Origin of the sequence: Paraburkholderia rhynchosiae (genome assembly GCF_002879865.1) — a bacterium.
Classification (GTDB): domain Bacteria; phylum Pseudomonadota; class Gammaproteobacteria; order Burkholderiales; family Burkholderiaceae; genus Paraburkholderia; species Paraburkholderia rhynchosiae.
Map to the genome: position 1 here is coordinate 1 of NZ_PNXY01000032.1, position 12623 is coordinate 12623.

The window sequence follows — 12623 nt, forward strand, 5'->3', positions numbered from 1 at the left end:
GGTATCGCGTATCCGTATCCGGTGCCCTATCTCGGCCCGCATCTGGCGCCCGCCTACCCGTCCTATTACTATGCGCCGCAGCCGCAGCCGCAGCATTGGGCTCCGTCGGTGGCAGCGCCGTATCACTCCCCCTATCACTCGCCTTATCACTGGAGCGCGCAGCATACGTACCCCGCCGGCGGCCCGGCGTTCTCGCCTCATGGCTATGCGTCGTACACCCAGCCCCTGTCGTGGCACACACCCTTGCCGAGCTGGCTGGCGCCGTCCTACGAAAGCCGGGTTGTCGGCGCGAACAAGCGGATCGGCTTCACCTACGGTTTCGGCGATGGCCCTACCGGCAAGCAGATGCACGTGGGCTTTCATTTCAACGGACGTTTTCGCACCTTGCGCTTCGGTCTCTATCCAAGCGCGACGCGGCCGTTCTTCGTGCAGACGCATAGCGGCTACCTGCACGCTGCGCCGGCTCCGGCATGGCCGCCCGCTGTGCCGTGGCAAGCAGCGCCCGCGGTTCACCACGCAGGCGCGCTCAACAGGCAAGCCGGCGCAACAGCAGCGCTCCGTCCGTGGCACGTCGTACTCGGAATGGAGCAGCACGGCGCGACGGTCGAACTGGTAACGCTGCGTTACAGGCTCAAGAAGCACCGCCTCGACGCGAACGGCGCCGGCAACCGGCCGGCGCTTCTCGAACTGCAAGCGGCCTATGAGAACGCGCTGCAAGAGCTTGCCGCGCGCGCCTCGCATGAGCCGGGTGCCGCTGCGAACCGCGCCTAAGACGTGGTTGCAGCGTGGCAATCCAGGCCACCTTCCGGGCAATAAAAAACGCGCCTCGAGGGCGCGTTCCGCTTAACACAATCGCACGATCCACACGGCCGGGACCGGCGCACAAGCGCCGGCCTTCGATGGCAACGCTCAGTGCGTAGCCGCGTCCTTCGGACGTCCGAATACATCCACGCCGGCCTTTGCATACGCTTCGTCGCGTACCTTGCGCAGCGCTTCCGGATTGATATGTGGACCTGCACGACCGTTGACCCGTTCATCCTCCTTCGACGAACGCAAGCCCGTCTTCACGAACTCCGGCGTCAGCACGTGTTCTTCAAAAGCACGCACCTTCGGACGCGCGCCGACAATCACGCGCTCGTAATTGCCGGTCTTCACCGCGATGCGCGCTTTGGGCGTCAGCTTCTCGAGCAACGGCTTGTACATGTTGCCCGTTTCGGCCCACGTGTCCTTGACTTGAGGATTCAATGCATCGGAACCGAACAGGAAGCGATCTGGAAACTCGTTGATGAGCGACGCCCATGCATGCACGGACTCGTGATCCGGCACTTCGGTGCCGTCGGGCTGCGTCTTCATGACGATCTGCCGGGCCACGCGCGACCATGAAATGTCGATGTGCACGTGGCTCATCTTCGGGTCCGCGAGAATCGTGCGCAGATTGTTCGCATGATCGGTCGGCTTCTGCACGAAACGGCCGATGCCGCCGCAGTGCGCCCAGATCACCGTCGCGCCGCTTGCCTCGGGCGAACCGAACAGCTTCTTGAGATTCTCCAGATGCTGCGGCTGGCCTTTTCCGTTGGCCCGCTGGTTCGCGGTCGAATCGACGTCACAGTGAAGCACCACCGGCATGCCGACCACGCCAGCCGTCGCGACGATGTTCTTGAACACCTGCACATTGTCCGTCAGGTTAGCCTGGCGCACGCCTTCATACTGGCGCTCAACCAGCTCCTTGTGAATCGTCACTTCGCCGACGCCCGTGAACATGCCGGGATGCCCTGCGAGTTTGAGCAGCAACGTCTGCGGGCTCAACGGATCGCCCAGGTGCAGGCCGGTCACCATGGGGTCCAGGCGATCCCGCTGCGCATCGGGCAGTTTTGCGATGTTGATGAACAACGCCGTATCTGCATCGACCTGCGTATTCAGCATCAGGTGCGCGCTCTTCGCGATTTCGTCTTCGACCTCGGCGGTCAGCTCGTGCGGCGCGATGTTGGCGTACTGGCTCTTTACGTAGTACGACTCGGGCGGAATATGGTTGTGTCCATCGTGGTCGCCGCACGGCATCACGTTGGTTGGAATCGGCGACATCACGCTGCGATGAATGCCGACCTCGTCCATCATCTTCAGCATCTCTTCCGGGACCATGCCCTGCTGCGCATAGTTGGTCGGATGGAAGTGCGAATCGGACATCCAGGCGCCGGTCGCGGTGCGGCTCGCATGCGCGTCCTGCAACGAGCTCTCGCCGAGTTTGTCGACGGTGGTCGTCAGCATCGCGGCAAGCTCGGGCGTCTCGCGCAGAGCGCGCGTGACCGCGCGCGATTCATCCGCTGTGCCGCGCCGCACCGGCTGTACTTCGAAGCCTCGCACTGAGGCGCTGTCATCGTCGAAGAAGCGGGTGTGCGCGCGCATCAGCGTTTCCGCGTCGGCGCGCACCGGCCGGTTCGCGTTGCTGCCGCCCGTCGCGGCATGCTTCGGCGCCGACGCCTGCGGCGCACCCGCGCCGCTCAACGCGCTTGCGCCCCGTTTGCGCGAGCTTCCGCCAGGACGTGCTGCGGATGCGTTGGTGCCGGACGGACCGGCCTCGGATGTGTGATCGGTCGTCGACGCATGGGTCGAATTGATGCGAGTCATATCTTTCTCCGTGAGAATTGCAGGGTGGCGCGCGAATGCATGCTATGCGCCGCCCAGCAAACGCGTTCGCAGATGCAGCGAAACACGGCATCCGTCAACGAAGCGCGACAAGAACCCGAAGCAATCAAAGCAACCAAAGCAATCAAAGGAACCGCAAGGCAACGTCAATGCAGCCACGGAGAAACATGCGTGCCATGTCATCGACACATGATTGCCAACCGTCTCACGCTTTCGAGCGCAGCAACTCGCGCTGCGCGAGCACGCTTTCGGACGCGACGCCGCCGATCGGCAGGCGCAAGCCCGGCGTGCTGCGCACACGTCCCGTCACTTCGCTCACGGCAATACGCTCCGGCAGCCACGACGCACGCTCGCGCAACAGTGTGTCGAGTGGACGCGACCAGTCCACGCCCTTGCCGCCCACGGCGTGCGCGGCGGCCTCATGCATGCGTTCCAGCGCGCGGTAGACGTCGCCGCGCAGCGCCTGTGCCGGCTTCAGGCGGCGGCGCACGAGGAACGTGTGATTGATGCGCTGATGACTCTGCAGCATCGCGAGGTCATGCTTGAGCTTCGCGGCTGCCTCGGGATAGTCGCAGCCGTGGTTATGCCGGTACATCTCGATCCATTCCTCGCGCGACCCCTGCACTGCCGCGGCAAACGCGTTGAACGACGCGAACTGCTGGTCCGCATAGCAGCCGCGGTTCAGGAGCCGACCTTCGCGCTCAGGCAGCATCACACGCGCGGCAACGAGCCGCTCCGGCCGTGCGCCGCCCACGCCGAGCGGCGACGCGCCCGGCAAGCCGCCCGTCAGTTCGCCCTTGTGCCAGCCGGGACTGGCGCCCGCCGTCCCCTGCGCGGACACCCGCATGCTCGACGTCGTGGAGCGGCGGTCGTAGCGGATCGAGCCGGTCGCTTCGTTGGAGTACGTCTCGCTGCTGCTGTTCAGGTCCACCGTCACATTGCCGTCGAGGCCATACGAGCCGCGCACCGACGAACTCGGCGCCGACACCGACGCGCCCGCCGACGCGGCTATGCCCTGGCGCGTTGCTCTCGTGCCGCCTTCCTGCCAGCCGATCGAGATATCCGTGCGCTCGCCGATGCGCGCGGCAAGCCGCTCGAACAGCGGCGTTTCGGCGCCCTTTTCGCGCACCGGCTCGCGCGCTTCCTCGAACAGAAACTCGACCATGTCGAGCACCGTTTCGGTGGTGCGCGCATCGTCGTACTTCATCGGGACCCAGTCGAGGTTTTCGTCGGTGAGACGCTCGCGAGCGACGCGGATCATCACGCCACGCGGCTCGCGCAACTCGCGATCGAACGGCGTGAGGCGCAGCGATCCGCCGAGCCGCAAGCCGCCGAGCCAGCTCATATGCTTGCTATAGCCGAGGCGGCCGCCGACTCTCGCCTGCGAGCGCTTGCCGTGTTCAGTGCCGATGAAGATATCGAAGCCCACGTTATTGCGCTGCAGAGTCACCACGGCCCGGCGGCTGTGGTAATGCGCGAGCGTGAGTTCGCCGCCCACGGGCAAGTGGTGATGCGGTCCTTTGTTGACCGACAGCGAGAGGCCGCGCGTGCTGAAGCCGAAGCGCCCACCGTCCGCGAAGGACACTTGCGTCGATTGCTGGAGGTCGATGATGACCTGGCGCATCACGCTTCTGATTGCTTCGCGGCTCAAGCGCTCGGGCTTGAGCGCCTTGGCCTCGCCGACCTTGTCGACATGATCGAGCGCGGTTTTCACCGCTTCCCAGCGATGCACCTGAAAGCGCTTCGCGCAATCGCGCAATGCGCCTGCGTCGAGTAGTAGAGGCGCGTCGTCGCGTTGCGCGACGCTCACTACCGGCTCGCGATTTTCGAGCGCGGCAATGGTGGTTTCATCCAGCTCGAGATCGCCGATGTGCGCCGCGGGTCTCGCGGCAAGCGCCTCCAGCGCCGCGGCCGCGGCTTCGCGCGCGCGCGCTTCAGGACCGTCCGGCGCTCCTGTCGCGAGACGCGGGCTGCGCAGCGAGGAGGCCAACGTCGCGCTGGCCGTTTTGAGCGCGCCGGCATAACGGGCCGCCTCCTTGGTGTACGACGCGAGCGCCGCGCTCGACGTGCCGAGCATCATGCCGCGCAACGCCGACTTCTTCTTGCCGAACATGCGCTGAAAGAACCAGTTGCCTTTGTCGAGCCGCAGCATCCCGCGTGTCACGAAACGATGCAGGCGCGTTTGCGTCTGCTTCAGCGGACTGCCGGGCGCATCGCTGCGAAAACCCTGGCGCCATGCGAAGAGCGCGGCGGCATCGCGCGGCTGCGTCGAGCCCGACACCGCGCGCAGCACACGCGGAGCGAGATTGCCTTTGTCGTCAGCGGCGGCGTGCGCGGCAATGAGCGCCGCATCGAGATCGGCACGCGGCTCGGGCAACGCATTCCACGCTTGCAGCACCGCGAGCGCGGTCGCATTGTCGGCCGTCGACGCAGCGCTGCCCGTGAGCTTCTTCAGCACGTCGAAACCCAGATGCGTGTTCGCGAGCGCGCGAGCGATGCGCCACGCGTCTTCATGCGCCGGGTTGACGAGCGCCTGAGGTGAAGTGTGATTGGCGGCAGGGGGCGTGCGAACGTTGCTGTCGCCTTCATGCGTGATTCCTTCAACATCCTCGTGCGTGATTTCTTCGCTGCGCGGCTCGCTCGCATTGCTGACGTGGAGAGCATCGTCATTGCGTTGTGGCTCCTCTGTCTCCGTTGTGGCAGTGGGACGCGCAGCGTTCGCGTCGAACGTCGCGACCCGCTGCACGATTCCTTCGATGCGCGCCACTTCCGGCAACGCCTGCAATGCCGCCGCTGCGCGCGCCGGTTCGTTCGAGCCGAGTGCGGAGAGCACGGCATAGCCGAGCATCAGCGAAGGCGCGAATCGGAGCGTGCTATCCGCCGCGGACGGATCGGCCTGCGGAGCGACCCCGCCAGCGACGCCGTGCACCGCATCGGCGCCCTGCGCCGCTTGCGCGAGCAAAGCGGATAGGGTGGCTAGTGGATCTGCAGGCGCGATACCGCCGTTGAGAGGGATCGTTTCATTGGAGTCGTTGGCGTCGTTGGTGCCATTGCCGTTGTGCGCGTCGTCCACATCGCTTGCATCGCTTGTATAGCTTCCGCCGTTCGCGTCGCTCGCGCGACCGGTACGGCTTGTATTGTTCACGTCATTCGCATCGTCCCCTTCATTCGAGCCTTGTGCGTGATGCCCGACGTTAGCGGTCCCGCCACTGCCCTCGCCGCCCCGGCCGGCCGCACTGAAATACTCCCGCACCCAACTATCCAGCCCTTCGCGATGGTCCAGCCAATGCTGAAGCTCGGCCTCGTCACGCGGACGCCCCGTGGCGCCGGTCACAGCAGCATTCGTCGACGTATCCGCGCGCTTCGCCGTGAACTTTCCGATCGTCTTGGCGAGCATGCGACTCGCCTTGGCTGCGCGTCGCTGCGCGGATGCGCTTGAGCCCGGCGCCGGCGCGGCCTTGCCCGCTTCGCTCCAGTCGCCGGGCGGGTCCAGAGGACGAGCCGGCTTCTGCACCTCGATCCGCACGGCGTGCGCCGGAAACGGCCGGCCGAACTTGTTCGCGCGAGTGAACGGCAGGCGCCATTCGGTTTCCACCAGCGCCCGGCGGTCCGAGCGCGCCTCGCGTGTCGCATACGGCGGGCGGCTGAATCCGAGCAGGTTCCTGAAGCGCTCGCGGGTCGCCGTGAAGCTCGCCTTGACGCTCGCACGCGTGCCTGGCGATGCTGGCGGCACACCCGCTCCCGTCGATGCAGCGGGACTGGCGGCCGGCGCAACGGTCGTCGACGTCCGCGGCGTTCCGCGCAGCATCGACGCGGTATTCCTGAACAAGGTAGTGAGCCGCATGGTTCTTCCTCCGATGCCGCCGATTATCGGGACTGCGTATGACATGACTGGCCAGGCAGCGAAACCGTATCGACCGCAGCGAAACCTTCGGCTCTTCCGGCGGCGCGCCGGAGGCCCGATGAGTTCGCCGGCGCGCACGCAGTTTCGCTGCAACAGCAGTTTTGCCGCCGCGACTCGCGGCTACCCTGTCGATACCCTGGCAGGCCCGCTTTCGCGCGCCACGTCTCTATCCGCGCAAGCCGCAGCGGCCTGCGCCCCATCGTCCAACGCACCCCACGCCCATGACTCCTCCTAAAGTTTCCAGCTCGGGCCACGCTCACGAGCCCGTGACGACCGGCGACGTCACCGCCGGCAGCCCATCCGCTGCGGCAGCCGGACCTCAAACGACGCGGCCCACGGCAAGCCGCCGCCGCGACAGTATCTGGTCGAGCATCAGGCGCACGCTCGCACCACGGCCGGTGACGGTCTCGAGCTCGCTGCTCGGCTCGGTCACCACTGCACGCCCCACGACCGCGCGCGCGAAAATCGGCGTGGCCGACAATCAGCGTCACAAGCCCGATCCGAATGCGACGCCGCCCTCGGCGGTCGCCAGGCACAAGCGCAACGTCGCGCTGACGCTCGCGGGCGCGGACAAGACCGCGCCTGCCGAACAGGTCGTCGACAGAGGCGGCGCCGAGGCGGTCGCGGCGCGGCTTTTCAATCCGTCGGGACTCGATGCAAACAAACGCTTGCCGCAGCAACTCGCGAGCGAAGTGGGAGCGCACCTCGGCGCACCCGAGGGCAGCGAGATGGCGACCCAGATCGAGGCCGCCGCCCGTCAGGAACTCGTGCTGCGCCGCATGCACCAGGCGTTCGGCACCGACGCCGCGCGCGCAGGCAAAGCGCTCGACGATCTGCGCGGCGCGAACTCGCTGCTCGATGTGAAGGGCGACGCATTCGAGCTGGCGCGCCGGCTCGCGGCGTCGTCGCTGGGGTATGGCACGCTGCACGCGTTGCGCGGCGACGCCCGCGTCGACGCCGACCCAGTCCACCACGCGATCCGCGAAGATGCGACGAAGCTCGCGCTACGGGCGGCCAACACGTTGATCGCGGCCCTGCCCGAAGGGCACGCGCTGCCGCCGGGCCTGGACGAACTCGAGGCACTGGTTCACGACGCCCTCGCCCGGCATGAGCGTCCGGCCGGCGCCACGGACGCCCCGCCAACGCTAGACATGAACGGCGATATCAGCTTGCCGGCGAAGGCGCTGATGGCGGCACGCATGCTTGCTCGCAATCCCATGCCGGACCCGCAGACAGAGCCACAGGCGGAACCGGCGTTGCACCTGAAATCCGCCTATCTCGCGTGGCGCTGCGGCTTCACGCACGAAGGCCCCGGCACGCCGCTCGCCCACGCGCAGCACCGGCTCTTCAAGCTGTCGCGCTACGCGCGGCGGGCGAGCCAACCGGGCATGCTGGCGAATCTGAGGCGCGCATTCGGCTTCAACAAGTCGCCGATGTCCGCGCTCGGACTGGGCACGGGCGGCGCAAGCCTTCGTCATCCCGAGGACGATCTGCTCAAGGCCGATGTGATCTGGCAACTGGGCGGCGCACTCGCACAGCGCGCCGGGGCGCGCGACGACGACCGCCCGCTTGCTTCGCGCGTCGCCGACGCGGTGCAGGCCGCGACGCTCGAAGCGTGGTATCAGCGCGTCGCGCACAAGGGCTGGCGCGACAGGACGAGCGTGCCGACCAACATGCGGCACGTGATCGCCGCGCGCGCCGCGGTATTGGCCGGCGTCGGCGAAGCCGAAGTGAAGTGCAGTCCGGAATATGCCGCGCTGAAATCGCGCGCCGGCTCGAAGCTCACGACCGCGACGCTGGAAAGCTGGATCGACCGTTTCGAAGCAACCGAGACGCAGGAGACGCCGCAGACGCAGGGCGACACACAGGGCAATGCGGTGGAACACCCAACCAATCCGCACCCGGCAACTGACGAGATCACAGCGCCCGATCCGGAGACCGCGCCTGCACCATCGCAAGCCGCGCAGTTCAAAGCAGCGCTGAAAAACCTGAGTACGCTCAACCGCAATGGCGAGGTGTCGCTTGACCGAACCACGCCGCAGACCGTGCTCGACGACTTCAGGCGCGTCATCACCGAACCGCGCATGACCTACGACGTGCGTCTGTCGGACGGCGGACAGTTCGGCGTGAACACGGGTGTGGCCGAGCTGCTCAACCTGCCCGGCGCGAGCAAGCTGCCGTTCGTGCTGGCCGGCCCAGACGTCAAGTTGGTCCACGGCCGCCACGCGATGATCAACGGCGGCTCGTCGGCGAATCACGGGCAACTGTTCATTGGCAGCGATCGGCGCTGGGCGGCGCATGGTGGCGTGAGCGCCGCCGGCGGCGTGAATCTGTTCAACAAGCGCTTCCAGGCGATAGGCTCGGCGCAGGTTCTGCCCGCCGTCTTCGACATGTCGCAGCCGAAGGGCGTCATGGTGCGCGCGCGGCTTCAGCCGACCGGCACGCTGCCGGCCGGCCAGCAGCCGGCGGGCGAGCCCGACCCCTGGCGCGCGAAGATGCTCGGCGTGATCGACGCGGCGACCGCAAGCGGACCGAACCGCAGTCTGCCGCGCGACGAAGCTTCGATGTGGAACGCCATCGCTCACGCGTTCTTCAAGGACCCCGATGTGTCCGTGAACTGGCTGGACTCGAAGGGGCAATCGCTTTCGACGACGGTGAGCGCGTCGGCCGGCGCCCGCTATGAACACGACGGCTACAAGATCGGCCCCTCGCTGCAAGCAGGCGGCACGAAGACCTGGTTCACGCGCACGCGCCGGCAGGAGAACGGTCCGTTGAAGGCCGAGTTTGTGGGCAGCAGCAGCGCGCGTGCCGCGGGGGTATCGGCGACGCTCGTCGCCGGCCTCGCGCCGCAAGGAAATTTCTCCGACGAGACGGGCCACGTCAAATCAGTCGTGCTGCCCAACGTCGCGATCGTCGGTTTCGGCACGACCGTGCTTCAGTCGGAGACCGGTTCGACATGGCGCATTGCCGAGGAAGACGGCCACATCGACCCTTCGCTCAGCTACCGCGATACCACCTTCACCAGCATGAAGGAGTTCAAGCGTTACGTGGACAGCCGCCGCGCATCGTGGGACGACACCTACGCCAGGCAGCCGGCGGGCGCCGCGCAACCCGAGCCAATGGATGAATATCTGGCGCGCGTCGAACAGGACGCGACGCGCGGCAACCAGCTCTACGCGGAACGTGTGTGGTTGAAGCCCGACGCGGCGCGCAAGATCAACATCCTGCGGGAGCTGCGCGACGCGGTGGTGCCGCCCGGCGTGAAGCCGAGCGAGCGCGAACTCGCGCAGATCGACAAGCGCAATGCGCAGATCGGCGGCCTCCTCGAGGCGGACGACAGTTGGGACAACCGCTTCCTCTATTCGCTGGAGGTCAACGGTGCGTCGCGCGCGCTAGGACCGAGCTTCCTCGCAACGGCGCAGCGCGTGACCGAAGTGTCCCACCCGCGCCAGCTTAGCGTGCTGCGTGTGGAGCGCGCGGTCGATACGGATAGCGCCAATCGCTCGTGATCGACGACGCGCCGCGCGAAAGCGCGGCGCGCAAATGGCCGCGCTCGCGTGGCCTCTTGGCTGGTCCTTTTCTGCTGGTCCTATTCTGCCGCTCTTTTTTGCCGTTTTTTAGCACTTTATTTGCCGCTGTCCCGCGGTTGATTCCGCGGCTTATTTCGCGGCTTATTCCGCGTTTTTTGCCGCCGTTCTCCTGCTCTTCAGCGGTTCTTCTCCCCGCCCTTCCTCGACGGTTTTTTCCGCACTTTTCCCGCTCTTTCAGGCTCATTCGCCGTCACACCAGATGTTTCGTTTCTGGACACAGGGCGATTGACCGGCTCTCTTACGCTTGATTACGGGACGTTCGCCACGAGGCGTCACGTCGCGCGGCCAACAGGATGGACATCGACACGCAGCGAGCCCGGCGCCGCTGCGCATATCTCATCGCGTACGTTAAGAGGCTATTCATGAGCAAGATCAGCAACGACATTAGCAATACCGACATCCAGGCCGACATCCAACAACTGGAATCGGATCTCAAGGGCGGCGGCAAGCTCGGCAACAACGACATCGAAAAACTGCTCGAACTGATTCTCGCGATCATCGAACAAAAACTGAGCGGCAGCTCACAAAGCGGCGGCGCGTCCGGCGACAACGGTGGCGGTGGCGGCGGTGGCGGCGGCTCGACCTCGGGCGCGAACTCGACGCAAAGTCCGGACTCGACGCAAGGCCCGTCGACGGACAACACCACCGATCCGTCCAGCGATTCGAACGATGTGCAAAGCCAGATCGCCTCGCTGTTGCAACAGATTCTGCAGATGCTGCAGCAATCGTCGCAAAGCGGCCAGGGTCTCGACAAGCAGACGGGGCAACTCATCGACGATCTGCTTCAGTTGCTTCAGCAGATCGAAGGCGCGCAAGGCAGCGGCCAGGCCGGCGGCAACAATGGCGCGGGTGGCGCGGGTTGCGCAGGTGGCGCAGGCGGTGCCAACGGTGCGGGCGACGCCAACGGCGGCGGCCAGGCATCGCAGATTCAGGAACTGATCTCCGAAGTGATCCAGCTCTTGCAGCAGCTCCAGGGCTCGCAGACCGGCAGTTCGAACGGCACGGGCAGCGACCCGGGCAACACGAGCGACGCCAGCGACCCGAGCAGCACGGACAGCACGGACAGCACGGATAGCACCAAGGGCGTGGACGGATCGAACAACAACACGAACGGTTCGGCCGATCCGAACACGTTCACGAACGAACTGCTCAAGCTGCTTTCGCAATTGCTCACGATGCTCAACAAGGCGTCGAGCGAGCAGACGACCAAGGCTTGAGGCCCGCCATCAACATCGCCGCACGGTCCGCCCCGAATCGCGCCGAAAGGCATGGCTCGCGGCAGCTGCGCGCACTGAGGAGCACATCATGAGTATATTTTCGAAGATCAAGCATGCGTTCCAGCATCTCGGTCACGATATCGAGAAGGCCGCGAAAGCCGTCGTGCATGGCGTCGAGCACGTGGCCCATGCGATCGAGAACGACCTCAAGAAGGTCTTGCAGGACGCGCTCGCCATGACGGAAGCGCTGATGCAAGGCAACCTGAAACTGGCCATGCAGGATCTGTTAAAGACCGGCGAGGACGTCGCCAAGACCGCGTCGGATGCCGCGACATCGGCCACCGAGGCGACGCTCGAAGGCTTGCAGGACCTGCATCTGGGCAAGGGTTTCGACAAGGTATTGAGCAAGGTCGAAAAAGGCGTCGAGACCGTCAAGAACGACGTCAACAAGGGTATCGACGCGGCCGCCGAAGACCTTGTGTCGTCGGTTGAAGGCGTGGTCTCGGGCTCGGTCGACGCAATCAAGGATCTCGCGCACGGCAACTTCGGCGCGATGATGAACGACGTCGCCAAGGTCGGCGAGGACGCGCTTGAAGTCGCCGCCGATCTCACGCCTGAGGGGCTCACCGCGACCGTCGCGGCGTCGACGCTGGCGGCCGCGCACATCGGCAGCGAGGCGCTCGACAACGCAATCGCGGGCGCCATGCATGGCGGCATCGGCAAGGTCGTCAAATCGGTCGCCGAACTGGAAGTCGGGCAGCAGGCGCAGAAATTGGCCGACAAGGTGTTGGCCGGCAGTAGCGGTGCCGGTGCCGACACGATGACGAGCGCGGGCGACGCCGCCATGATGCTGTCGTCGATGAACGACGCCCGCAGCGCACGCCGCGGCGGCCACGGCGGCGCTGGGGGACCGCACGAAACGCGTTCGCTGGAAACTGAAACGCCGAAGAACTCCGGGCCCGACGGGCATAAGCAGGGTAACGGGAAGACCGACGAGAAAGCCGACGAGAAAGCCGACGGCAAGACCGACAGCAAGACCGACGGCAAAACCGAAGAAGCGGCCGACAAGAAGCAGGACAAGTCCAAAGACAAAAACGAGAAGGACGAGAAGACCCAGCAGGCAGGGCCGCCTCCCGGCGTGCTCGATACGCTGCTTCTCAGCTATCTCGCCGACAATCGCCGGCGCATGGCCTGAAGCATCGGCGGAGGCGGCGTTATAACCGTCTCCTTGCTTTGTTGTCTTGTCGTTGCTGTTGCGGTTCTTGTCTT

Annotated in this window: 6 protein-coding genes; 4 read left to right on the top strand and 2 right to left on the bottom strand. The window is 65.8% G+C overall.

The features are described from left to right. Positions 1 to 771 (top strand): hypothetical protein (locus tag C0Z16_RS37890; RefSeq protein ID WP_208638651.1); only part of this gene is annotated, 771 nt, incomplete at its 5' end. A 138-nt stretch (positions 772 to 909) separates the two neighbouring features. On the opposite strand, the gene C0Z16_RS30125 is transcribed toward C0Z16_RS37890, so the two are convergent. Continuing rightward, complete coding sequence (locus tag C0Z16_RS30125; protein ID WP_102635701.1) at positions 910 to 2625, bottom strand: amidohydrolase family protein; 1716 nt, start codon at positions 2623 to 2625, stop codon at positions 910 to 912. A gap of 223 nt (positions 2626 to 2848) precedes the next feature. Further along, entirely contained in the window at positions 2849 to 6487 is a 3639-nt protein-coding gene (locus C0Z16_RS30130) for a hypothetical protein (RefSeq protein ID WP_146014372.1), read from the bottom strand. A 281-nt stretch (positions 6488 to 6768) separates the two neighbouring features. On the opposite strand from C0Z16_RS30130, the gene C0Z16_RS30135 reads away from it, so the two are divergent. The 3 genes from C0Z16_RS30135 to C0Z16_RS39025 all read left to right on the top strand — a co-directional run bounded on the left by C0Z16_RS30135 (position 6769) and on the right by C0Z16_RS39025 (position 12549). Continuing rightward, positions 6769 to 10056: a hypothetical protein gene (locus tag C0Z16_RS30135; protein ID WP_146014373.1), complete on the top strand. Its 3288-nt coding sequence runs from the start codon at positions 6769 to 6771 to the stop codon at positions 10054 to 10056. Positions 10057 to 10499: 443 nt separating this feature from the next. Continuing rightward, on the top strand, positions 10500 to 11354 hold the full coding sequence (locus C0Z16_RS30140) for a hypothetical protein (RefSeq protein ID WP_146014374.1): 855 nt from the start codon (positions 10500 to 10502) through the stop codon (positions 11352 to 11354). 88 nt (positions 11355 to 11442) lie between these two features. Beyond that, positions 11443 to 12549 (top strand): hypothetical protein, encoded by a 1107-nt coding sequence (locus C0Z16_RS39025; RefSeq protein ID WP_244201408.1) that lies wholly within the window; start codon positions 11443 to 11445, stop codon positions 12547 to 12549. Positions 12550 to 12623: the final 74 nt, after the last annotated feature.

Bases quoted from the DNA above. Each gene is read 5' to 3' on its own strand.
- C0Z16_RS30125 (WP_102635701.1), bottom strand. From the start codon at position 2,625: ATGACTCGCATCAATTCGACCCATGCGTCGACGACCGATCACACATCC.
- C0Z16_RS30130 (WP_146014372.1), bottom strand. From the start codon at position 6,487: ATGCGGCTCACTACCTTGTTCAGGAATACCGCGTCGATGCTGCGCGGA.
- C0Z16_RS30135 (WP_146014373.1), top strand. From the start codon at position 6,769: ATGACTCCTCCTAAAGTTTCCAGCTCGGGCCACGCTCACGAGCCCGTG.
- C0Z16_RS30140 (WP_146014374.1), top strand. From the start codon at position 10,500: ATGAGCAAGATCAGCAACGACATTAGCAATACCGACATCCAGGCCGAC.
- C0Z16_RS39025 (WP_244201408.1), top strand. From the start codon at position 11,443: ATGAGTATATTTTCGAAGATCAAGCATGCGTTCCAGCATCTCGGTCAC.